This is a genomic window from Micromonospora sp. LOL_021 (genome assembly GCF_048060215.1).
Taxonomy (GTDB): Bacteria; Actinomycetota; Actinomycetes; order Mycobacteriales; family Micromonosporaceae; genus Micromonospora_E.
Window position 1 is genome coordinate 28,898 of record NZ_JBHMIN010000048.1, and the last position, 22,251, is coordinate 51,148.

Here is a 22,251-nt window from a genome sequence, read left to right on the forward strand (position 1 = left end):
ACACGCTAGGGGTCGGGCGGCGTGTCGAGCAGGTGAATTTCCTCGTGGTGGTCGTCACCCCGGCCGGTCGGTGCCCCGGGCCGGTTAATCTCCGACCGCCGGGTCCGGCAGGATGGACGACATGACTGTGGGGACACTGGTGCTGCTCCGGCACGGCGAGAGCGAGTGGAACGCGAAGAACCTCTTCACCGGTTGGGTCGACGTGGATCTGACCGCCAAGGGCGAGGCCGAGGCACGGCGCGGCGGCGAGCTGCTGGCGCAGCACAACCTGCTGCCGGACGTGGTGCACACCAGCGTGCTGCGGCGGGCCATCCGGACCAGCGAGTTGGCGCTGCACACCGCGGACCGGGGCTGGATCCCGGTGCGCCGCTCGTGGCGGCTCAACGAGCGCCACTACGGCGCGCTGCAGGGCAAGAACAAGAAGCAGACCCTGGAGGAGTACGGCGAGGAGCAGTTCATGCTCTGGCGCCGATCCTACGACACCCCGCCGCCGCCGATCGCCGACGACGACGACTGGTCGCAGGTCGGCGAGCCGCGGTACCGGGAGCTGCCGCCCGAGCTGATGCCCCGGACCGAATGCCTGGCCGACGTGGTGCGGCGGATGCTGCCGTACTGGTACGACGCGATCGTGCCGGACCTGCTCGCCGGCAAGCAGGTACTGGTCGCGGCGCACGGCAACTCGCTGCGGGCGCTGGTGAAGCACCTCGACGGGATTTCCGACGAGGCGATCGCCAAGCTGAACATCCCGACCGGCATCCCGCTGCGCTACGACCTGGACGGCGCGCTGCGGCCGGTCAACGTCGGCGGTGACTACCTGGACCCGGACGCCGCCGCGGCAGCCGCCGCCGCGGTCGCCAACCAGGGCCGCTGAGTCAGCAGGCCAGGGGTACGGGACACTGTCCGCCCCGTACCCCTGGCCCTGGTCACGGCAAGCCGGGCCCGCGCTGCCCGGCGGCCGGTCAGTCGTTCGGGTTCACCCCGGTCACGTGGTAGACGACCCGCCGGCCGGCGTTGACCGCGTGGTCGGCGTACCGCTCGTAGAACCGGCCCAGCAGCGCGCCGTCGATGGCGGTCTCCGCACCGTACGGCCAGTCCTTGCCCAGCAGCACCCGGAACAGCTTGCGGTGCAGCTCGTCCATCGCGTCGTCGTCGCTGTCGAGCTCGGCGGCGGTCTTCGCGTCCGGGGTACGCAGCACTCCGACCACCTTCGCGATCATACGGTCGGCGACCTCGGCCATCTCCGAGAAGACTCCGCGTAGCTCGGCCGGGACCGCCGGTGACGGGTGTCGCCGCAGCGCGGTCTTGGCCACGTGGTCGGCGAGGTCGCCCATCCGCTCCAACCCGGAGGCCACGTGCAGCGCGGTGATCGCCATCCGCAGGTCGGAGGCGACCGGTGCCTGCCGGGCCAGCAGATCGCTCACCCGCTCCTCCACCGTGCGGTAGAGGGCATCGATCTCGGCATCGTTGACCAGTACCAGCTCGCCGGCCTCGCGGTCGGCGGTGAGCAGCGCGCCGGTCGCCCGGCGCAGCGCCGTCTGAGCGGCTTCCGCCATCGATACCAGCAGCTCGCTGATTTCCTGCAGCTCGGCCTGGAACTCCTCGCGCATGGTGGCCTTCCGTCGTCGTGGTGGGAGGTCTCCGGTCCTGGTCCCGCCCGGTGTCGCCCACACCGTATGGCGGCTTGCCGGCAGCCAGATGAACAGGGGTGAACAGAGCGGGGCGGCAGTATGAACATCTGGCGATTGCGGTGAGATATGTCCTGTTCGGGTGGCTGACCAGGTTAACAATGACCCTACGATCGCCCCGTGGATTGGGCGGTTCTGGCCGGCGGTACGGCCGTCGGCACTGGCGGCGGGCTCGTCGCCGGTCTGCTCCTGGCGCGAGCCCGGGCACGACAACTGGCTTCCGCCTCGGTCGAACACCGGGGCGGGCAGCGTACGTCCAGCAACGGGAGGCCGCCGATCGTCGCGAACGACGCCGCTGCGGCACCCCCGTCCCCGGACCGCAGCCTCATCGAGTCGCTGGCCCGACGGAGCCTGGACTCGTTGCGGGTCGGCGTGGTGGTGCTCGACGGCGCCGACGTGCCGGTGCTGGTCAACCCGGCGGCCCGGGCGATGGGCATGCTCCGGGCCGGGCCGACGCCGGGCAGCGTCACCGCGCACCCGATCATCCGTACCCTGGCCGGGCAGGTCCGCCGCACCGGCGTGCGCCGCGAAGTGGAGCTCGACCTGCCCCGGGGCCGCGAAGGCGGCACCCAGGACCCGCTCGGGGTGCACCTGCGGGCCGTCGGCCTGCGCGACAACCACGTGGCGGTCGAAGCCGCCGACGTCACCGAGTCGCACCGGGTGGCCCGGGTCCGCCGGGACTTCGTCGCCAACGTCAGCCACGAGCTGAAGACCCCGATCGGTGCCCTGCAGCTGCTCGCCGAGGCGTTGCTGGACGCCACCGATCCGGACAGCGCGGTCACCGACCCGACCGAGGACGTGGCCGCCGCCCGCCGGTTCGCCGAACGGATCCAGCACGAGTCGACCCGGCTCGGTCGGCTGGTCAACGAGCTGCTCGAACTCACCCGGCTGCAAGGGGCCGAGCCGCTGCCGGCCCCCGACCCGATCGCCGTCGACTGGGTGCTCGCCGAGGTCGTGGACCGGACCCGTACCCCGGCAGCGGCCCGCCGGGTCGAGGTGGCGGTGGCGGGCGAACGCGGGCTGACCGTGTACGGTCGCGACAGCCAGATCGCCACCGCGTTGGCGAACCTGGTGGAGAACGCGATCGCCTACTCCGGCGAGGACACCCGGGTCACGGTGACCGTCTCCCGGGCCGATGGTTTCATCGACATCGCCGTCGCGGACCAGGGCATCGGCATCGCCCCCGACGAGGTCGACCGGATCTTCGAACGGTTCTACCGGGCCGACCAGGCACGCTCACGCAGCACCGGCGGCACCGGGCTGGGCCTGGCCATCGTCAAGCACATCGTCACCAACCATGGCGGTCGGGTCGAGGTGTCCAGCACGCTGGGTGGAGGGTCGACGTTCACGCTGCGGCTGCCTGCCAGCCCGCCGGACGCCGCACTGCCGCTACCCGAATCGGTTGAGATCGATACCGATCCGGCCGCGCACGAGCAGGTCTGAGCGGATCAGGCCGGACACAGGGAAGGAACGACAAGTGGCCCGGGTACTCGTGGTGGAGGACGAGGAGTCCTTCTCCGACGCGCTCTCCTACATGTTGCGCAAAGAGGGGTTCGAGGTGTCGGTGGCGCCAACCGGCACCGACGCGCTCACCGAGTTCGACCGCACCGGAGCGGACATCGTGCTGCTCGACCTGATGCTGCCCGAGATGTCCGGCACCGAGGTCTGCCGTGAACTGCGGCAACGCTCCCGGGTGCCGATCATCATGGTGACCGCCCGGGACAGCGAGATCGACAAGGTGGTGGGTCTGGAGATCGGCGCCGACGACTACGTCACCAAGCCGTACTCGCCGCGGGAACTGGTCGCCCGGATCCGGGCGGTGCTGCGTCGACAGAGCACCGAGGTGATCGAGCCGTCCACCGCGACGCTGACCGCCGGACCGGTCCGGATGGATGTCGAGCGGCACGTGGTCACCGTCGACGGTGACTCGGTCCAGCTGCCGCTGAAGGAGTTCGAGCTACTCGAGCTGCTGCTGCGCAACGCCGGGCGGGTGCTCACCCGGGGGCAACTGATCGACCGGGTGTGGGGTGCCGACTACGTCGGGGACACCAAGACTCTCGACGTACACGTCAAGCGGCTGCGTTCCAAGATCGAACCGGAGCCGTCGGCCCCGCGCTTCATCGTTACCGTGCGTGGGCTGGGCTACAAGTTCGAGTCCTGACCAAACGTTGGGGGCCGGGGCCTACGCCGGTGCCGGTGGCACCGGTCGCGTCGGTGTCAGTCCGACCGGCGGGCGTTCGGCGCCCGCCGGCGCGGCGTGGCCGGGTGGGCCGCCACCAGGCCGCGCCGGGCCCGTGCCGCGCACAGCTCGGCCAGGCGGGCGTACGCCGCCTTGCCGACCAGCGCGGTCAGCTCCGGCTCGTACGACCGGTACATCGGCTCGCCCCCGACGTGCGCCTCCGGCGACGAGGTGCACCACCAGTCCAGGTCGTGCCCACCGGCACCCCAGCCCCGCCGGTCGAACTCGGTCAGCGTGGAGACCAGCACCTTGCTGCCGTCCGGGCGTTTGGTCCACTCCTGGTCCCGGCGGATCGGCAACTGCCAGCAGACGTCCGGCTTGTACTCCAGCGGATGCACCCCGTCGCGCAGCGCCTGGGCGTGCAGCGCACAGCCGCCGCCGCCAGGGAAGTCGGCGTCGTTGTGAAACACGCACGGCCCGTCGGCGCTGCGGGTGGCGGTCCGCCGCGCCGGATTCCTGCCGTCGACGGTGTCCATCTCGGTGTAGTTCTTGAACCCGCGCCGGTAGTGCTGCCAGGTCTGCGGGGTGAGCCGCTTCGCGGCCGCCTTGACCCGGTTCTCGTCGTCGCTGTCGGTGAAGAAGGCACCGTGCGAACAGCAGCCGTCCCCGGCCCGCCCGGCGATGATGCCGTGGCAGGACCCACCGAACACACAGGTCCAGCGGGACAGCAGCCAGGTCAGGTCGGCCCGGATCAGATGCGCGGCGTCGGCCGGGTCGACGAACTCGATCCACTCACGGGGAAAGTCCAGCTCGACCTCCCGACCGCGGGGGTCGGCCGGGGTCTCGACCAGGATCCGGAGCTCGTCACGGGGTGCCACCCGGCCAGCGTACGCCTGCCACCTGCGGCGGACCGGGCAAGCGGGCCGGTACGCCGGGTTGGCCTAGGGTGATCACATGCGACTGGGTGTGCTCGACGTCGGTTCCAACACCGTGCATCTGCTCGTGGTGGACGCACACCCCGGCGCCCACCCGTGGCCGGCACACTCGGAGAAGTCGCTGCTGCGGCTCGCCGAACAGATCGGACCGGACGGCGCGCTCACCCCGGCCGGGGCGGACGCCCTGGTCGAGGCGGTGGCCGCCGCGCGGGCCGCGGCCGACCACTGGCAGACCAGCGACCTGATCGCGTTCGCCACCTCGGCGGTGCGCGACGCCACCAACTCGGCGGCGGTGCTGGCCCGGGTCCGCGCCGAGACCGGCGTGCACCTGCAGGTGCTCTCCGGCGCCGACGAGGCCCGGATGACCTTCCTCGCGGTCCGCCGCTGGTTCGGCTGGTCCGCCGGCCGGCTGCTGGTGCTGGACATCGGGGGCGGCTCCCTGGAGCTGGCCGCCGGGGTCGACGAGGAGCCGCACCTGGCCCAGTCGCTGCCGCTCGGGGCCGGCCGGTTGACCCGGGAACGGCTCGGTGTCACCCCGTTCACCGTCAGCCCGCCGGCCGCACAGTTCGTCACCGACCTGCGGGAGTATGTCGACGCCCAGGTGCAGACGATGGTCCCGCTGCTGCAGGCGCAGGGCTGGGACCGGGCGGTCGGCACCTCCAAGACGTTCCGCACCCTGGCCCGGCTGACCGGGGCCGCGCCGTCCAGCGCCGGGCTGTGGGCGCCCCGACGGCTGACCCGTAGCGGGCTGCGCCAGGTGACCGGGTTCATCCGCCACATCCCGCCCGCCGAGTTGCACGAACTCGAAGGGGTCAGCGCCAGCCGGGGGCACCAGTTGCTGGCGGGGGCGGTGGTGGCCGAGTCGGTCATGCGGCAGTTGGGCATCGAGTCGCTGGACATCTGTCCGTGGGCGCTGCGGGAAGGGGTGATCCTGCGCCGGATGGCGCAGCTGGAGCTGACTTCTGCCGGTGACCTGGGCGCGGTCACCGATCCGGCAGGTCTGCGCCGGCCGGGCTAGGCTGGGCGACGTGACCTCCGCGGTACCCGTGCTGCTCTCCAGCTCATCGGTGTTTCCCGAGCCGACGGCGGCCGCCTTCGAGCTGGCTGCCGCGCTCGGCTACGACGGCATCGAGGTGATGGTCTGGACCGATGCGGTCAGCCAGGACGCCGGCGCGTTGCGCGGGCTCGCCGCGCACTACGGTGTGCCGGTACTCGCTGTGCACGCCCCCTGCCTGCTGGTCACCCAGCGGGTCTGGAGCTCCGACCCGTGGGAACGGCTGCGCCGCTCCGCCGTACTGGCCGAGACGCTCGGCGCGCCGACCGTCGTGGTGCACCCACCGTTCAGCTGGCAACGCGACTACGCCCGTACCTTCGCCGACGGGCTGCGCACCCTGCGCGACGCCCACCCACAGGTGCGGTTCGCGGTGGAGAACATGTTCCCGGTCCGGATGGCCGGCCGCGAGTTCGTCCCGTACCAGCCCGGCTGGGATCCAACCGAGGTCGGATACGACGCGTACACCCTTGACCTGTCGCACTGCGCCGCGTCGCGGGCCGACGCGCTCGCCCTCGCCGACGCGATGGGCGACCGGCTGGAGCACGTGCACCTCGGCGACGGCAGCGGCCTCGGCCGCGACGAGCATCTGGTCCCCGGCCGGGGCAACCAGCCGTGCGGTGAGCTGCTCAGCTCGCTGGCCGGCAGCGGCTTCCAGGGTGCGGTGGCGGTCGAGGTCGCCACCCGGGGCGCCCGCAGCCGTACGGTGCGCGAGGCCGACCTGCGCGAGTCGTTGGCGTTCGCCCGCCGGCACCTGGCCACCATCGACGGCGGCAGCCCTGGTCGGTCGGCGACCGCCGACCAGCCGGCCGGCTGAGCCAGGGAAGACTGGCCGGCTGTGCCAGGAAAGACCGGTCGGCTGGAGCCGGGGACGACCGGTCAGCTGACCGGCAGCAGCGGCTTGTCCTCGACCGCGGCGCGTTTGCGGGCCCGGTGCGCGGCCACGTGCGAGCGGGTAGCGCAGCGCTCCGAGCAGAACCGCCGGCAGCAGTTCGACGACGTGTCCAGGTAGACGTTGCCGCAGCGGCCGTCGGCGCAGACGCCGAACCGGGCACTGCCGTACTCGCACAGCCAGACCGACAGCCCCCACACCGCCCCGGCCAGATACTCGGCGCTGACCGAGGCGCCCCGGCCGGTCACGTGCATGTGCCAGTCGTTGGAGTCGTGGCCGGAGATTCGCGGCTGCACCGGAAACGCCGCGAGCAGCGAGTTGAGCTCGGCGACCGCTTCGGCGTCGCGCCCGGTGGTGCCGTACTCGAAGACATCCCGCAGGCGTCTACCGGCCCGCCGGAACACCGCCAGGTCGCGATCACAGACCTCGTCGCACATCCAGACATGGTCGCCGTGGAACAGCGCCCTCAGGTCGTCGAGGTCAGCCAACGGGGAGTTGACCAGATCAACTGCGGTCCGCGCGTAGGCGTCGAAGTCCACCTGACAACCGTAGACGATTCAGATCGCCCGGTGGGCGGCCACGTAGTGCGGTAGAAACCGGGCGTACCCGTCGGTTATCAAACCGGAACTCTCCCGCAGCCCGGCACCGGCCGACTCGCCGTCCACCACCCAGCTACCCAGCACCAGATGGTTGCCGTCGAACGCCGGCAACGCCCGGAACTCCTGGTAACACCAGCCTTCGGCGCCGTAGTCGCCCGAATTCTCGATCTCGCCGGCAGCGGTCACGATCCGCACCGCCGCGCCTTCCCGGCCGAGCAGCGGCTTGGCGACGTACTCCGGCATCCCGCGCGGTCCGTCCAGGTACGCGGGCAGCAGGTACGGGTGGTCCGGAAACAGCTCCCAGAGCACCGCCAGCAGCGCCTTGTTCGACAGCAGCAGCTTCCACGCCGGCTCGATCCAGGTGGTCGGGGTGCCCGGTTCGAGCGCCAACCGACCGTACGGCTCGGCCAGCATCCACTCCCACGGGTAGAGCTTGAAGCAGGTGGTGATCGGCTGGTCGGCGGCGTCGACGAAGCGCCGGCCGTCCCAGCCGACGTTAAGCATCGGCAGCAGCTCGGCGGTCAGCCCGGCCTGGCGGGCCGTCTCGGCGAGGTAGCCGGCGGTCATCAGATCCTCGCCGGTCTCCTCCTCGCTCGACCAGGTGACGTGCAGCGTCGGGTGGTACATCCCGGCCTTGATCTGCGCCCAGCCCGCCACCAGCCGTTCGTGCAGGCTGTTCCACTGGTCGAGCTGCGGGCGGGTGTCCTCCAGCCAGTACCACTGCACGATCGCGGCTTCGACCAGGGCGGTGGGGGTGTCGGCGTTGTACTCCAACAGCTTCGGCGGCCAGGATCCGTCGTACCGGAGGTCGAACCGGCCGTACAGACTCGGTGGCCGCTCGCGCAACGACCGGGCGACGGCGTCGGCGGCCCATCCTGGGATGCCGAAGTCGGCGTACCGCCGGTGCGTCACCACGTGCTCGGCCGCCGTCACCGCCATCCGGTGCAGCTCCTCGGTCGCCTCCTCCAACCGCAGCACCTCCGGCAGGTCGAAGGCGTAGCAGGCGGATTCGTCCCAGTAGGACATCACCGAGCCGTTGGGCAGTTCGGTGTCGGCGTACACCAGGCCCTGCTGCCGTACCGTCGCGTCCCAGTCCGGCCGGGGCCGGCAGGTTTCGCGTCGCATGGTCAGCCGCCGCAGGAGGCGAGGTGGGTGCCGAACCCGCCCCGGTCAGGCACGACCGCGGTGGTCCCGGCCGGAGCTTCCGGCGCGGTACGGGCGACGACCGCCCCGGTACCGTCGGCGGCCATCGCCAGCACCGTCGTGCCGCCGCCGGAGCCGGCACCCATCGACCGGTCGTCGTCGCAGTCGTCGTCCGAAACCAGGTTGCAGCCGGAGAGGGAGAGCGCCAGCGCGGTCAGCGCACCGAGCTGGACACTGGTCGACCGGAGCCGGCGCGGGGAGATCTTGTCCACAGCACTGTTGTAGCTCACCGACGCACGCCCGGCGTCGCCGGACCTCGGCCAGCGGCCGGGCCCCGGGCCGTCACCGGACCTCGGCCACTGGCCGGGCCGGTCGTGGTCAAGGGCGATACGCTCGCCCCATGCTTCGCTCGGTCATCCTCGCCGCGTCCCGGTCGACCACGATCGAACGGCTGGTCGCCGCCGCCCCGTTCAGCCGTGACGTGGTACGCCGATTCGTCGGCGGCACCACCATCGACGAGGCGTTGACCGCCGCGGCCGAGCTCACCGGTACCGGCCTGGTGATCAGCATCGACCACCTCGGTGAGGACACCACCACCGCTGAGCAGGCCAGCGCGGTGCGGGCGGAGTACCTGGCCCTGCTGGACGCGCTGGATCGGGCCGGTCTCGCCGCCGGCGCCGATGTCAGCGTGAAGCTCTCCGCGCTCGGACAGCGGTTCGACGAGCCGGCGGCGACCGGGCACGCCCGGGCGATCTGCGCGGCGGCGGCCGCCGTCGGCGGCACCGTCACCCTCGACATGGAGGACCACACCACCACCGACTCGACCCTGGACATCCTGCAGACGTTGCGTGCCGACCATCCGTCCACCGGTGCGGTGCTGCAGGCGTACCTGCGACGTACCGAGGCGGACTGCCGGGAGCTGGCCACCGCCGGTTCCCGGGTGCGGCTGTGCAAGGGGGCGTACGCCGAGCCGGAGTCGGTCGCCTACCAGGCGGCGATCGACGTCGACAAGTCCTTCGTGCGGTGCCTCAACATCCTGTTCTCCGGCGCCGGTTACCCGATGCTGGCCACCCACGACCCGCGTCTGATCGCGATCGCCGAGGACCGGGCCCGTTGGTTCGACCGGGCGCCGGAGGAGTTCGAGTTCCAGATGCTGTACGGGGTCCGACCGGCCGAACAGGCCCGGCTCGCGGGGGAGGGCTACACCATGCGGGTCTATCTGCCCTACGGCACCGACTGGTACGGCTACCTGATGCGCCGGCTGGCCGAACGCCCGGCCAACGTGGCGTTTCTGGGCCGGGCGCTGCGCTCCCGCGACTGACGCCGGCACCCCTGTGCTGCCGCTCAACCCGGGCTGGACCGGGATGGTTCCGGTCCCCGTATCATTCGGCGGGTGACCGACCGGCAGGACTCCGTACCGACCGACCAGCCGGAGCCGGACAGTTCGGCGGATCGGCGAGAGCCGGACAGTTCGGCGGATCGGCCGGAGTCCGACGGATCGGACCAGCCGGGTTCGTCGCCGAAGGACCAGCCGCAGCGGCCGGATCCCGCGCCGGTCCCGGTGACCCCGCCGCCGGAGCGGCGCTGGTCGTTCTGGCCGGTGCTCGGCATCGTCGCGACGGTGTTGTTCTGCGCCGTGCCGGTGGTCGGTGCGGTGGCGCTGATCGACCGGTTGCCCAGCCCGGAACCGCCGGTGATCGAGCCGACGGTCACCCCGCCGACCGGCCCGCCGGCCAGCCCGGTGCCGGGCGATCCGCCGGCCGCTACCCAGGCCTGGCTGCGTACTCAGATCAACGCCCTGCTCGACCAGCAGGCCGCCGCGCTGATCGCCGGCGACGAACGGGGGTTCCTCGCGGTCGCCGAACCCGGCTCGGCCGCCCACGACGATCTGGCCCGCCAGTTCCAGACCCTGCGCGCGATGCAGGTGACGGCGTGGCGCCCGTCGGTCAGTACGCTGCCGGTCGAGTTCGACCCGACCGCCACGGCCACGCCAACGCCGGCGGCCACCGGGTCGGCCACGCCGACGGCGACGACGGCCACCACCGCCCCGACTGCCACGCCGACTGCCACGCCGACGGCGACTGCCACGCCGACGGTCACCGCGAGCCCGTCACCGGCACCGACCGGCCCGGCACCGATCGGCCCGGCGGCGCTCGGCACCGAATGGCGGCTGCTGGTCAGCTATCAGCACTGCTTCGTGGTGCCGTCCTGTGAGACCAGCGAGGTGGTGGTCGGTCAGCGCTGGAGCACCGAAGGCGGCCGGCTGCGCCTCGTCGCGGTCGAGCCGTCGCTGACCCTGCAGGACGGGCCCCGGCCCTGGGAAGTCAGCGAACTGGTCGTGGCGACCGGCAACCGGACCCTGGTGGCAACCACCCCGCAGCACCGGGATCTGCTGCCCGACCTGCTGCGCGACGCGGAGGAGGCGGCGGCGGTCGCGGACCGGTACGCGGTCTCCGGCACTGCCCCGGACCGGTACCGGGTCTTCTACGCCGGCGCCGACGAATGGGGCAGTTGGTACGGCGGGAACCGTCCGGACTGGACCGCCGGGTACGCGGTGGCGGTCGGCGGCGGACACTACGAGGTCGTGCTCAACGGCACGAACCTGCGCGACGTGGTCCGGCCGGACCTGCTGCGTCACGAGCTGACCCACGCCGCGTCGCTGCCGGACGGCGGGAACCGGGAGCGAGCCGCCTGGTGGCTGATCGAAGGACTGGCGGAGCACGCGGCGGCCGGCGGCCGGCCGGTGGTCCGCTACGAAGGGCTGGACGACGTCCGCCGGCTGGTCCTGGAACAGGACTGGCAGGGGCCGCTGAGCAGCGTCGAGCCGACCGCGGACGCCGAGGACTGGCAGGTCGGTGCCGGGTACGGGGTGGGTTACCTGGCGGTCCGGCACCTGGTCGACCGGTTCGGCGAGGAGCGGACCCTGGCGTTCTTCCGTTCCGTGCTGCATGACGGTGTGGGTCTCGACGAGGCCGCCCAGACGCAGTTCGGTGAATCCTGGGAGGGCCTGCAGGCGGCGTGCGTCGACTACGTCCGGCGGGCGGTCGGCTGAGCCGTCACCCGCAGCCGTCGTGCCGGTAGCCCGTACGGGTGTCGGCCGCCCCGCTGTAGGGATCAAATGACGGAACGGATCGCGCCGGTCACAGCGACCCCGTTACCGTACTGGTAACACGTGCGTTGCCCGTCGCGGCGCGGAAGGGGTCCCGCTGGGCGGCACGCGCCGGGGAAATGGGATGGATTGGTGAACCATGGCAGGATCACCACAGTCCGAGGACAGGCTGTCGGAGGTCAAGTTCCTGACCGTCGCCGAGGTGGCGAGGGTGATGCGGGTGTCCAAGATGACCGTCTATCGACTCGTGCACTCCGGTGAACTCTCCGCGGTACGGGTCGGCCGGTCGTTCCGGGTGCCGGAACACGCGGTGCACGAGTACCTGCGAGGCGCTTTCCGGGAGACCGCCTAGCGGGTATCCGGAGACGCCCAGCACCTACGCGTCCCCCGGCCGGCGCCGGGGCCGCGTTGGTGCTGATGACACGCGCGGGCTAGGCTTGACGCCGGCCGTGCCGTCGCATGCGCGGGCGAGTCCGCCCGCCGGCCCGGCCGGTTGTCCAGTTCGGTCCACGCGTCAGCCACACCGCACGCTGCGCACGGGCCGACCCGAACGTTCGTTGGAAAGGCTTTCGTATGGGCTCGGTGGTCAAGAAGCGCCGCAAGCGTATGGCCAAGAAGAAGCACCGCAAGCTGCTGCGCAAGACCCGCGTCCAGCGTCGACGTCTCGGCAAGTGACCGCGGCCGGGCCCAGGCCCGGCTCAGCAACGCTCCGGTCACCCGCCGGCACTTGGAGGGCCCTATGGTGAGGTCCCCGACCGTGGTGGTAACCGGGACGAGCCGATTCATCGGTGCCCGCGTCGCCGGTCGACTCGCCGCCGACCCTCGGGTCGGCCGGGTCGTCGGGCTGGACACCGCCACACCGGCGCCGGACTTCGCGGATCTGTTGCGCGACGTCGACCAGGTCCGCGCCGACGCTGCCGCGGCCAGCGGCATCATCGCGGACCTCGACGCGTCAGCCGTCGTGCACCTGGCCGTGGTCAGCGGACCGGACCAGCAGTACGGCGGCCGCGCCGCGATGAAGGAACAGAACGTCATCGGCACCATGCAGCTGCTCGCCGCCTGCCAGCGGGCGTCCGGTCTGCGCAAGCTGGTGGTGCGCTCGTCGACGGCGGCGTACGGTGCCTCGTTCCGTGATCCGGCGGTCTTCACCGAGGACACGGAGCCCCGTGAGGTGCCGCGCGGCGGGTTCGCCCGCGACATCCTGGACATCGAGGCGTACGTGCGCGGCTTCCGCCGCCGGCGGCCCGACGTCACTGCCACCGTGTTGCGGTTCGCCCCGTTCATCGGCTCGACCGCCGAGACCAGTCTGACCCGCTACTTCGCCCAGCCGCTGGTGCCGACCGTCTTCGGCCGGGACCCCCGGCTGCAGTTCGTGCACGTCGACGACGCGCTCGAGGTGCTGCACCGGGCCGTGGTGGAGGACCGTCCCGGCACGTTCAACGTCGCCGGCCCGGGCGTGCTCACCCTCTCCCAGGCGATCCGGCGGGCCGGCCGGGTCGCGGTACCGGTGCTGGAGCCGGGGCTGTCGAGTGCCGCCGGCGTCACCCGGGCCTTCGGCGTCGGGCGCTACGGGTTCGACCAGATCGACCTGTTCGTCCATGGCCGGGTGGTCGACACCTCCCGGTTGGTCCGCGAGTTCGGGTTCGAGCCGCGGTCGACGCAGGCCGCCTTCGACGATTTCCTGCGCGCCCACCCGGACGGGGCGCTGCTCGCCGGCGACCGACTGGCCGCCGCCGAACAGGCGATCCTGGACGGCATCCGCCGGGTCCGCGCTGCCCGCGCCGGCGATCAGCGGGAGCTGGCATGACCGTGCCGGACCGACCCGGCGACGTCTGGGACCAGCGGGTGGCCGCCGGCCTGTCGTTTCTGCGCCGCCGGTTGGCCGGCGAGTACGAGGTGGACGAGTTCGGCTTCGATCCCGATCTCACCGAAGGCGTGTTCCTGCCGGTGCTGCGGGCGCTCTACCGCGAATGGTTCCGCACCGAGGTGTCCGGGGTCGAACACCTGCCGGTGAACGGTGCCGGACTCGTGGTCGGCAACCACTCCGGCACGGTCGCGCTGGACGCGGCCGTGCTCACCGCGATCCTGCACGACGAGCATCCGCGGCACCGGCACCTGCGGCTGCTCAGCGCCGACCTGGTCTTCCGGTTGCCGTTCCTGTCCGAACTGACCCGCAAGTTCGGCGGCACCGTCGCCTGCAACCCGGACGCCGAGCGGTTGCTCGGTGGCGGGGAACTGGTCGGGGTCTTCCCGGAGGGCTTCAAGGGAGTTGGAAAGCCGTACTCGCAGCGCTACAAACTGCAACGGTTCGGTCGGGGTGGGTTTGTGTCGGCGGCCATCCGTACCGGATCGCCGATCGTTCCGGTGGCGATCGTCGGCGCCGAGGAGACCTATCCGATGCTGGCGAACATCGCCCCGCTCGCCCGGATCCTCGGCCTGCCGTACTTCCCGGTGACGCCGACGTTTCCGTGGCTGGGGCCGCTCGGCCTGGTGCCGTTGCCGAGCAAGTGGCTGATCGAGTTCTGTCCGCCGATCCCGACCACCCAGTTCGCCGACCACGCCGATGACCCGCTGGTCGTGTTCAACCTGGCCGACCAGGTGCGGGAGACGATCCAGCAGGCCCTGCACCGGCTGCTGGAGCGCCGGCCGGACCCGTTCGGCCGGTGAGCCGGCCAGCCGGGCCGCTCGGCCGGCAAGCGGTCAGTCCGTCAAGCTTCGCAGATCCAGCACCTGCCAGGCGGCAGAGCTGTCGTCGCCGACCGACCACCACAGCACACCGCCCCGGCAGAGCACCATGCCCACGTCGTCGCTGACCACGAACGCCTCGTCGAGCTGCAGATCGTAAATGATCAACTGCTGTGAGTTGGTCAGTGAGGTGGGTGCCGACGACAGCGACAGCACCTCGAACCGGTCCAGCACGGCGACGTCGATGGTGCTGGCGGTCACCGTGCCGTCGCCGATGCGCCGCCGGTCCGTACCGTCCGGGCGCATCAGGTCGATGCGGCCCGGGCCGTCCGCCGCCAGCACCAGCACCCGGCACCAGGTGGGACCGCAGGTGACCAGTTCGGTCGGGCCGGCGGGGACGTCGGTGATCCGGCGTTCGACCAGGTCACGGATCCGGATCGGGCCGGTCTCGCCGCTGCCGGCGCTGACCATCGTCGGCCACCGGGACAACGCCCAGGCGCCCGGATCGGTGCGTACGGTCACCTCGCCGCCGGCCAGCGGGACCGATCGCAGTTCGGTCGCCGGTTCGGTGCCGGGTGCCACGGCGACCCAGTACAGGCTGCCCTCGTTGATCACCATGTCGTACTGGGAGTTGAAGAAGACCACGTCGCCGGTGTCGGTGGTGAGCCGGTGTGGCTCGGCGGCGTCGGCCCAGCCGGCGGCCCACATCTCGGTCCGCCCCCGGCCGTCCTCGTCCGCGACCGACTCGGACCAGGCCAACGTGTCCCCGTCGGTGGTGAACCCACCGAACTGCGGGGTAGCGCCGAGCGGGAGCCGGCGCAGTTCCCGTACCGATCCGTCGGCGGCCCGCACGACCAGCCGCAGCGCGGTGCCGTCCGGGCTCGGCGCGGTGCCGACCGAGGTGGCGCCGTCGACGAAGAGCACCGGGCTGTACGCCGGCCCGTCGGCGAGGTTGGCGGGTATCTCGGTGATCTCGGCGGCCGGCCAGACCTCGGCGACGGTACGCAGCCGGCCCGGCTCGTCCGCGCTGGTCGTCGGGCTGGCCTGCGGCAACATGACCAGCAGGACCGCGGCAGCCAGCGCCCCGGCCAGTCCGGCCAGGTGCCACGGACGGTGGCGGCGGTGCCGACCCGGTGGGTGGCTGGGCGCCCCGGTCGACTCGACCGGGCGTGCGGTGACCGTCACACCGATGCCTTCCTGATCCGATGCCGGCGTTGCCGCCCCCGGGTGGGCCGGCTGCCCGCCCCCGGGTGAGCCGGATGGCTCTGTCCTGGTCAGCCGGTTGCCCGGCGGCGGCGGATGGCCAGGCCGGCCGCCACCGCGCCGGCCAGGAAACCGGCGGCGACCGTCGACGGTACCGCGATCCGCGCCGCCTTGCGACCGGTCCGGAAGTCCCGGACCTGCCAGCCCTGGTCCCGTGCCTGGCGGCGCAGCGCGGTGTCCGGGTTGACCGCGACCGGGTGTCCGACGGCGGTGAGCATCGGCAGGTCGTTGGCGGAGTCGCTGTACGCGCTGCAGCAGGCGAGCTCGAGCCCTTCGACTGCGGCGAGCCGCACGATTGCCTCCGCCTTCGCCGGGCCGTGCATCAGCTCGCCGGCCAGCCGGCCGGTGTACGTACCGTCGACGACCTCGGCGACGGTACCGAGCGCACCGGTCAACCCGAGACGCTGGGCGATCACCCGGCCGACCTCGACCGGAGTCGCGCTGACCAGCCACACCCGTTGTCCGGCATCGAGGTGCACCTGCGCCAGGGCCCGGCTGCCGGGCCAGATCCGCGACGCCATCAACTCGTCGAAGATTTCCTCGGTGAGGCGTTCCACATCGCTGACCCGCCAGCCGGCGACGAACGCCAGGGCCGCCTCCCGGGCGTGCGACATGTCCCCGGCGTGTTCCGCGGCGAGCAGCCGGAACCGTGCCTGCCGCCAGGCGAACTGGGCAAGGTCGGTGGTGGTGAAGTAGTTGCGGGCGGCCAGGCCGCGCGCCAACCAGTAGATCGACGCGCCACGCAGCATGGTGTTGTCGACGTCGAAGAACGCCGCTGCCCGGTGGTCGGGGTCCGCCGGTGTCGCGGCGGTCAACCCGGTGGTCGCCCAACCCGTGGTGTGACCGGCAGCGTCGGTACTGATGGTCACCTTGCGGGTGCGGGGCACGCCGGCATCACCTCTCCCGTCGGGCGGCGCCACCGGCCCGGTCAGGTCACCGGTCAGCGGCCGGGTTGTCCTTGACCGCCGGGCGCGGGCCCGGCAGATCCGTCTCGGTGGCCTCGCCGATCTGTGGCTCGGCGAGGCTCGACTGCTGCGGACTGGTCGACGGCCGGTCGCCGGGCCCCGGGTCGACTGGCGAGTCGGCACCTGCGGCGGGGGCGGGCGCTACGTCGGCGCGCCCCTCGTCGACCGACGACTCACCGGCGGGCGGCCCGACCAGGCCGCCCGGGACACGAATGCTACCGGCCGGCTCGGCCGATACGCAGCTGGCCGGCAGCGGGCCGAGTTCGTCGCTGTCGCTGCTGGCCTGAGCCGAGCAGGTCAGCTCGTTGCGCAACGCCGTGGTCCGGGCACGGACCCGGTCGAGGAGGGTGAGTGACTCGCCAATCCGGCCCCGGTTCGCCGCCGACCCGTCGGCGAGTTGCCGCAACGTGGGACGCTGCGTGGACACGAACGAGTCGATCACGTCCAGCGGTGCCCCGTCACCGCCGACAACGGCGGCGGAGGTGAGCAGTCGGACGCCTTCCCGGGTCTGGCCGTCCATGTCGTCCAGCACCGCGCTGAACGCGGCGGGCTCGTCGTACACGATGAGGGCTTCGCCCATCCGTACCTCCGCGAAGCCGAGGAACAGCTGTCCGCGGGAGGAGTCGGACTGGGCCAGGGCGAGCTGGGCACGTTCGGTGGACCGTTTCATTCCGTACAGGGTGTCGCCCGGCACCGCCTGCTCGGTGGCGGCGGACATGCCGGAGACGGTGATCGCCCCGAACGCGACGGTGGCGATGATGACCGCGCGGGTCCGGGCCCGGCCGGCGGCCGTCGCCGCGCGGGCCCCCGCCGCCCGGGCGGCGAACCAGCGGGACCGGGGCCGTTCGGGCAGGCGGCGGTACGGAGTTGTCGGTGCGCTGGCGCCGATGCCTTCCCGTTCGGCGGTGGCGATCAGCACAGCGCGCAGGTGCGCCCGGTAGTCCGGGTCCACGCCGCTGTCCGGTGACTTCGGCATCTCAGACATTCGGCGCCCGAGTGCCGTGAGCCCGGCCAGCTCGTCGTCCAGCGGATCGCGGACATGGTGCCGCCCTCCGCTCTCGGCACGGTCGAGAAGTTGTGCGAATCGTTCGGCGCGTCGGCGGAAGAGATTGAGCTTGCTCATCAGCGGACACCTCCCTTCGCAGGTCACGGCTTCAGCGGCGGGTGTCGCCACTATCCGGTGCGACCACGGCCAGGGTCGCTGGGGAGGTGACCCGTTGCGGGTCCTGGCACGCTGCCTGATGGCTGGCGAGGTGCTGGCACCATCGGTCGCACCCCAAGAAACGCCTGAGCGGTCAGTTGGGTTACGGGCCGGTGGCGAGATTCATCACTACGCGTGACTGTTGTTGCTGTCCGTGTGGGCGCGATCACGGTTGGAAACCGTCGGGCAGGAGCCGGGCCAGCGCCCGTACTGCCCGGTACTGCAGGGCCTTGATCGCCCCCTCGTTCTTGCCCATCGCCCGGGCGGTCTCGGCGACCGAGAAGCCTTGCAGGAAGCGGAGAACGATGCACTCCTGCTGCTCCGGGTTGAGCTGCTTGACGGCGGTCAGCAGGGCGACGTTGGTGATGTGGTCGACGACCGCTGCCTCGGGGCTCCCTTCCGGCCCGCGATCCTCGCGCTCCGCATCCATTACATCACCCGTAGTAACTTCCAGTCGGTACCGCCCCGACTTGAAGTGGTCCGCGACCAGGTTGCGGGCGATGGTCACCAGCCAGGCCCCGAGGTCACGGCCCTGCCAGGTGAAGCTGCCAATCCGCTTCAGGGCGCGCAGGAAGGTGTCCGATGTGAGGTCCTCGGCGAGTTGCCGGTTGCCCACCCGGAAATAGACGAACCGGAACACGGTGTCCACGTACCGGTCGTAGATCAGACCGAACGCCTCGGTCTCGCCCGCCTGGGCCCGTTCCACCAGCGTCCAGACCTCGCGGGCGGGATCGGACGGGTCCGGCCGGTCCGGGTAGCCGCCTGGCGGTGCGCCGGACCGGCTGCCCTGGTCGGGGATGACCGGCAGCACGGTGGTCTCCGCCTCGTTGCCGTCCGGCTGGGTCGGCATGGTGGGTCGGGCCGGGGCGGCCACCGCGCCGCCCATCGGCTTGGTGTTGGCGCCGGGCTGGCGTCGGCTCGGCCCCTCGTTGGGCTGGGTGCGTGGCCTGGTTCCTCGGGTGCCGCCGTCGCCGCGCATCGTGATGCTGAGCATCTCATGCATCGACGTGCGTAGCAGCGATAACCCTTCGGCGAGGGCGATCCGGGCGGCAATTACCTCGCGGCTGGCCGACGGGAGAACGATCTGCGGGGAGTAGACACTCATTGGGCGTCCTCCGTTCGTGCCTGCGGCGACCCGGCTCGTTGCTGGGCCCGGGCACCTGGGTCGGTGAGCTGGGTGCTGATACCGGCGCGGTCCGGCAGGTCGGTGGTGAGCGCCATGGACCGGCGCACCCTCCTGAGGTGCTGGTGCGGTGCGACAACGGGCACGGCGGCCTCCTCGGGCTGAGGGGTGGCGACTCACGGCAAAACGGGTGAGTCGACCCAAGGCGATGATAGGGCCAACGTCACCCACGCGTGTGGAGTCCGTTACACAACGACGAAGTATTTCCGCAGGACGGCGTGCCCATGTCGCACTGGCTGTCCGCTGTCGGTTACCCGACGCATTGGTTGTCGGGAAGCGGTAAGCTCCCCGGCGTGTCGCGCCGCCAGCCCAGAATCACCTTGATCACCCGCCCTGGCTGCCACCTCTGCGACGACGCCCGTGTCGCGATCGCCCGGGTGGCGGGGCAGACCGGCGACGAATGGGTGGAGCAGGACGTCACCGCTGACATCGAGCTGGAGCGCGACTACGGCGAACGGCTCCCGGTGGTGCTGCTCGACGGGCGGGAACACGGGTACTGGCGGGTCGAGGAGCAGCGGCTGCTCGATGATCTGCGCCGACCGGTCGACTGACCTGGTGACCGGTCGAGCGGCTGCGGCCGGCCGGTCGGCTGACCTGCTGGTCCGGCCGTGCCGATGGCCGGTATCGTGCCGCCGTGGACCCGCTTGACACCCATCTGGTATGGGACTGGAACGGCACCCTGCTCAATGACCTGGCGCTGGTCGTCACCTCGACCAACCACGCGATCGCCACCGTCGACGGACCCGTGCTCACCCCCGAGCAGCACCGGGTGGCCTTCCGCCGGCCGGTCGCCGACTACTACGCAGACGTTCTCGGCCGGGCGGTCGACGCTGAGGAGTTCGGTCGGCTGGACCAGATCTTCCACGCCGCGTACCGGGCCGGTCTGACCACTTGCGCCCTCGCCGAAGACGCCGAACGGGCGCTGCTCAGCTGGTCGGGTAGCCAGTCGCTGCTCTCGATGTGGTTCCACGACGAGCTGGTCCCGCTGGTCGACACGTACGGCCTGACCCGTACCTTCCGGCGCATCGACGGACTGCGGACGGCGGTCGGCGGCGACCGCAAGGCCGGGCATCTCGACCGGCACCTGGCCGCGCTGGGTGTGGACCCGGCCCGGACCGTGCTGATCGGCGACTCGATCGACGACGCGGACGCCGCCGAGGCGGTAGGTGCAAGTTGCATCCTGTACACCGGCGGCTTCACCGACCCGGGCCGGCTCCGGGCCCGCGGCGTGCCGGTCGCGGAGTCCCTCACCGAGGCGGTACGGCTGGCGGCCGACCACTGATCCGCTGAGGAAGCCGGCCCAGCCGGGTCGGCTCTGCGGCAAGCCGGCTCGGCCCGGTCAGCCGCGCAGGTAGGTCAGTACGGCGAGCACCCGACGGTGCTGCTCGGTGTCCGGCGCCAGCTGGAGCTTGTTGAAGATGTTGTGGATGTGCTTCTCGACGGCCCCGTCGGTGACCACCAGCAGCCGGGCGATGGCGGTGTTGGACCGCCCCTCGGCCATCAGCCCGAGCACCTCCCGTTCCCGCGGGGTGAGCTGGCGCAGCGGGTCGTCGCGGCGGCGCCGGACCAGCAGCTGACCGACCACCTCCGGGTCGAGCACCGTACCGCCGGCGGCCACCCGGGCGAGGGCGTCGAGGAACTCGGCGATCGCGGCGACCCGGTCCTTGAGCAGGTAGCCGACGGCGCCGGCCCGGTCGGCGAGCAGATCGTCGGCGTACGACACCTCGACGTACTGGGACAGCACCAGCACCGGCGCTCCCGGGACCAGTTCGCGGATCCGTACCGCCGCCCGCAACCCTTCGTCGGTGTGCGTCGGCGGCATGCGTACGTCGACGATCGAGACGTCCGGACGGTGTTCGGTGACCGCCTCGACCAGGGCCGGGCCGTCGCCGACCGCGGCCACCACCCGGTGGCCGTGCTCGCTGAGCAGTCGGACCAGGCCCTCCCGCAGCAGTACGGCGTCGTCGGCGATCACCACTCGCATGGGTGCCATGTCTACCATCACGGCTCAGCCGGGAAGTTCGGCACGGATCTCGGTGGGCCCGCCCGGCGGGCTGTGCACCGCGAGGGTGCCGCCGTGCGCCCGCACCCGGTCGGCGAGTCCGGCCAGTCCGTGCCCTTTGGCGAGGTGGGCACCGCCGGTCCCGTCGTCGGCGACCACGATCGTCAACCCGCCGTCCCGGCGGTGCACGCCGACACTGCAGCTGGTCGCCCCGCTGTGCTTGGCGATGTTGGTCAGCGCCTCGGCCACCACGAAGTAGGCGCTGCTCTCCACCGCCGGGTCGGGCCGCGTCGCGGCCGCGCCGAGCCGGGGGTCGACCGACAGGTCGACCGGTATCACGCCGCGTCCGGCCAGGGCGGCGATTGCACTGGGCAGCCCTCGGTCGACCAGGATCGGCGGTGCGATGCCACGGGACAGGGCGCGTAGCTCGGCCAGCGTCTCCCGGGTCTGGTCCAGCGCCTCGTCCAGCGTGCGCCGGGCGGCGTCCGGGTCGGCTGCCAACTGCTCGCAGGCCCGCCCCAGGTCCATCGCGAGCCGGACGAGTCGCTGCTGCGGCCCGTCGTGGATGTCGCGTTCCAGCCGGCGTAGCGCGGTCGCCTCCGCGCTGACCGCGGCCTGCCGCTGCTCCTCCAGGTCGGTGATCCGGTCGCGCATCTGCGCCACCCCGGTGAGCAGGCCGCGGGCGAAGCCGGCCTGCAGCAACGCGCAACCGCGGACAACGATCGGCAGGGTGACCAGGAAGAACAGTCCGATCGCGGTGTACAACGCGATCCGGGTGCCCGGTGCGTCGCCGAGGCCGAGTAGCGGCGCCAGACCGCCGTCCGGGTCGGCGGGCAGCAACCAGTCGTACGTCCAGTAGAGCGAGCCGGCCAGCGCCCCGGTCCACCAGGTGACGGTGACCGGTACGGCGATCAGGGCCACCGGCAGGCGCAGCACACCGAATGCCAGATCGAGCCAGGACTGGGGGTCGGTGAGTGGGGCGAGGACCCGTCGCCAGGTGCCGGCGTCCGGCCCCGGCGTCACGTATCGCGGCTGCACCCGGGCGGCGGCCAGGACGCCGGCCATCCGGTGCCGTTCGAGTTGGGCGAACGCGCGGGCGGTGGCCAGCGTGCCGCTGAGCACCGGCAGGCCGACGACGGTGACCACCAGGCCGACGCCGAGTGCGAAACCGACGACGCCGACGACGAAGTTCGCCAGCGCGAGCGGCAGGCTGGTGAGTACGTACAGGGAGTCGCTGGCGAGCCGGCGCAACGTCGTCGGCCTGCTGGCCGGTGCGAAGGCGGGCGGAATGCCGACTGCGGTCATCAGAGTCCTTCCGTGGATACGTCGGCGTTGCGGCCGGGGAGGAAACGGAACCCC

24 protein-coding genes and 1 pseudogene are annotated in these 22,251 nt (G+C 71.9%); 13 read left to right on the forward strand and 12 right to left on the reverse strand.

The genetic code is table 11. The features are described 5' to 3' along the window. Positions 1 to 121: 121 nt before the first annotated feature. Positions 122 to 871 carry a phosphoglyceromutase gene (locus ACFHWT_RS24875; RefSeq protein ID WP_233606528.1) on the forward strand — a complete coding sequence of 250 codons (750 nt, stop codon included), beginning with the start codon at positions 122 to 124 and terminating at the stop codon, positions 869 to 871. 88 nt (positions 872 to 959) lie between these two features. Here ACFHWT_RS24875 and phoU read toward each other — a convergent pair whose 3' ends face one another. Next, complete coding sequence (gene phoU, locus ACFHWT_RS24880; protein ID WP_123605756.1) at positions 960 to 1,607, reverse strand: phosphate signaling complex protein PhoU; 648 nt, start codon at positions 1,605 to 1,607, stop codon at positions 960 to 962. A gap of 198 nt (positions 1,608 to 1,805) precedes the next feature. Between phoU and ACFHWT_RS24885 the strand changes: the two genes are divergently transcribed. Further along, positions 1,806 to 3,128: a sensor histidine kinase gene (locus tag ACFHWT_RS24885; RefSeq protein WP_416597114.1), complete on the forward strand. Its 1,323-nt coding sequence runs from the start codon at positions 1,806 to 1,808 to the stop codon at positions 3,126 to 3,128. A 34-nt stretch (positions 3,129 to 3,162) separates the two neighbouring features. Then, positions 3,163 to 3,846 (forward strand): response regulator transcription factor, encoded by a 684-nt coding sequence (locus ACFHWT_RS24890; protein ID WP_123605755.1) that lies wholly within the window; start codon positions 3,163 to 3,165, stop codon positions 3,844 to 3,846. A gap of 56 nt (positions 3,847 to 3,902) precedes the next feature. Here ACFHWT_RS24890 and ACFHWT_RS24895 read toward each other — a convergent pair whose 3' ends face one another. After that, complete coding sequence (locus tag ACFHWT_RS24895; RefSeq protein ID WP_416597135.1) at positions 3,903 to 4,718, reverse strand: hypothetical protein; 816 nt, start codon at positions 4,716 to 4,718, stop codon at positions 3,903 to 3,905. 100 nt (positions 4,719 to 4,818) lie between these two features. Between ACFHWT_RS24895 and ACFHWT_RS24900 the strand changes: the two genes are divergently transcribed. After that, entirely contained in the window at positions 4,819 to 5,817 is a 999-nt protein-coding gene (locus ACFHWT_RS24900; RefSeq protein WP_416597116.1) for a Ppx/GppA phosphatase family protein, read from the forward strand. A 10-nt stretch (positions 5,818 to 5,827) separates the two neighbouring features. Continuing rightward, positions 5,828 to 6,667 (forward strand): sugar phosphate isomerase/epimerase family protein, encoded by an 840-nt coding sequence (locus tag ACFHWT_RS24905; protein ID WP_416597117.1) that lies wholly within the window; start codon positions 5,828 to 5,830, stop codon positions 6,665 to 6,667. Positions 6,668 to 6,729: 62 nt separating this feature from the next. On the opposite strand, the gene ACFHWT_RS24910 is transcribed toward ACFHWT_RS24905, so the two are convergent. From ACFHWT_RS24910 to ACFHWT_RS24920, 3 genes are read right to left on the reverse strand one after another with little or no spacing between them, the layout of a single operon-like run. Beyond that, positions 6,730 to 7,281 (reverse strand): CGNR zinc finger domain-containing protein, encoded by a 552-nt coding sequence (locus ACFHWT_RS24910; protein WP_416597118.1) that lies wholly within the window; start codon positions 7,279 to 7,281, stop codon positions 6,730 to 6,732. Positions 7,282 to 7,299: 18 nt separating this feature from the next. Then, a complete protein-coding gene (locus ACFHWT_RS24915; protein ID WP_416597120.1) occupies positions 7,300 to 8,466 on the reverse strand; it encodes a glutathionylspermidine synthase family protein in 1,167 nt (388 codons plus the stop codon). Between the two features lie 2 nt (positions 8,467 to 8,468). Continuing rightward, positions 8,469 to 8,774 (reverse strand): hypothetical protein, encoded by a 306-nt coding sequence (locus tag ACFHWT_RS24920; protein ID WP_416597121.1) that lies wholly within the window; start codon positions 8,772 to 8,774, stop codon positions 8,469 to 8,471. A gap of 110 nt (positions 8,775 to 8,884) precedes the next feature. Here ACFHWT_RS24920 and ACFHWT_RS24925 point away from each other — a divergent pair, with 110 nt between their 5' ends. The 6 genes from ACFHWT_RS24925 (at position 8,885) to ACFHWT_RS24950 (ending at position 14,260) form a co-directional block, all read left to right on the forward strand. Next, a complete protein-coding gene (locus ACFHWT_RS24925) occupies positions 8,885 to 9,805 on the forward strand; it encodes a proline dehydrogenase family protein (RefSeq protein ID WP_416597122.1) in 921 nt (306 codons plus the stop codon). A 72-nt stretch (positions 9,806 to 9,877) separates the two neighbouring features. Beyond that, a complete protein-coding gene (locus ACFHWT_RS24930) occupies positions 9,878 to 11,536 on the forward strand; it encodes a hypothetical protein (protein WP_416597123.1) in 1,659 nt (552 codons plus the stop codon). Positions 11,537 to 11,732: 196 nt separating this feature from the next. Further along, the gene (locus ACFHWT_RS24935) at positions 11,733 to 11,945 is read left to right on the forward strand and encodes a helix-turn-helix domain-containing protein (RefSeq protein ID WP_123605749.1); all 213 of its coding nucleotides are present in this window, start codon (positions 11,733 to 11,735) and stop codon (positions 11,943 to 11,945) included. A 221-nt stretch (positions 11,946 to 12,166) separates the two neighbouring features. Beyond that, the gene (locus ACFHWT_RS24940) at positions 12,167 to 12,268 is read left to right on the forward strand and encodes a 30S ribosomal protein bS22 (protein WP_007465623.1); all 102 of its coding nucleotides are present in this window, start codon (positions 12,167 to 12,169) and stop codon (positions 12,266 to 12,268) included. Positions 12,269 to 12,332: 64 nt separating this feature from the next. Next, on the forward strand, positions 12,333 to 13,400 hold the full coding sequence (locus tag ACFHWT_RS24945; protein ID WP_416597124.1) for an NAD-dependent epimerase/dehydratase family protein: 1,068 nt from the start codon (positions 12,333 to 12,335) through the stop codon (positions 13,398 to 13,400). After that, positions 13,397 to 14,260 (forward strand): lysophospholipid acyltransferase family protein, encoded by an 864-nt coding sequence (locus tag ACFHWT_RS24950; protein ID WP_416597125.1) that lies wholly within the window; start codon positions 13,397 to 13,399, stop codon positions 14,258 to 14,260. Before ACFHWT_RS24945 ends, ACFHWT_RS24950 begins: the two co-directional genes overlap by 4 nt. 33 nt (positions 14,261 to 14,293) lie before the next feature. On the opposite strand, the gene ACFHWT_RS24955 is transcribed toward ACFHWT_RS24950, so the two are convergent. From ACFHWT_RS24955 to ACFHWT_RS24975, 5 genes and pseudogenes are all read right to left on the reverse strand, one after another. Beyond that, positions 14,294 to 15,463: a hypothetical protein gene (locus ACFHWT_RS24955; RefSeq protein ID WP_416597127.1), complete on the reverse strand. Its 1,170-nt coding sequence runs from the start codon at positions 15,461 to 15,463 to the stop codon at positions 14,294 to 14,296. An 89-nt stretch (positions 15,464 to 15,552) separates the two neighbouring features. Further along, positions 15,553 to 16,428 (reverse strand): HAD family hydrolase, encoded by an 876-nt coding sequence (locus ACFHWT_RS24960; RefSeq protein ID WP_416597128.1) that lies wholly within the window; start codon positions 16,426 to 16,428, stop codon positions 15,553 to 15,555. Positions 16,429 to 16,744: 316 nt separating this feature from the next. Further along, positions 16,745 to 17,629: pseudogene (locus ACFHWT_RS24965) on the reverse strand (DUF5667 domain-containing protein); the annotation flags it as partial. Positions 17,630 to 17,873: 244 nt separating this feature from the next. After that, a complete protein-coding gene (locus tag ACFHWT_RS24970) occupies positions 17,874 to 18,710 on the reverse strand; it encodes an ECF subfamily RNA polymerase sigma factor, BldN family (protein ID WP_416597136.1) in 837 nt (278 codons plus the stop codon). Between the two features lie 98 nt (positions 18,711 to 18,808). Beyond that, a complete protein-coding gene (locus ACFHWT_RS24975; protein ID WP_416597129.1) occupies positions 18,809 to 18,976 on the reverse strand; it encodes a hypothetical protein in 168 nt (55 codons plus the stop codon). 207 nt (positions 18,977 to 19,183) lie between these two features. On the opposite strand from ACFHWT_RS24975, the gene ACFHWT_RS24980 reads away from it, so the two are divergent. Next, positions 19,184 to 19,441 carry a glutaredoxin family protein gene (locus ACFHWT_RS24980; RefSeq protein WP_416597130.1) on the forward strand — a complete coding sequence of 86 codons (258 nt, stop codon included), beginning with the start codon at positions 19,184 to 19,186 and terminating at the stop codon, positions 19,439 to 19,441. A gap of 83 nt (positions 19,442 to 19,524) precedes the next feature. Continuing rightward, positions 19,525 to 20,172, forward strand: a complete 648-nt coding sequence (locus ACFHWT_RS24985) for an HAD family hydrolase (RefSeq protein WP_416597132.1) — start codon at positions 19,525 to 19,527, stop codon at positions 20,170 to 20,172. 57 nt (positions 20,173 to 20,229) lie between these two features. Here the strand turns inward: ACFHWT_RS24985 and ACFHWT_RS24990 are convergent, their stop codons facing one another. Together ACFHWT_RS24990 and ACFHWT_RS24995 are read right to left on the reverse strand one after the other, a co-directional pair. Continuing rightward, positions 20,230 to 20,874, reverse strand: coding sequence for a response regulator transcription factor (locus ACFHWT_RS24990; RefSeq protein WP_278174643.1), 645 nt, complete (start codon positions 20,872 to 20,874; stop codon positions 20,230 to 20,232). Positions 20,875 to 20,898: 24 nt separating this feature from the next. Continuing rightward, positions 20,899 to 22,197, reverse strand: coding sequence for a sensor histidine kinase (locus tag ACFHWT_RS24995; protein WP_416597137.1), 1,299 nt, complete (start codon positions 22,195 to 22,197; stop codon positions 20,899 to 20,901). Between the last annotated feature and the right edge of the window lie 54 nt (positions 22,198 to 22,251).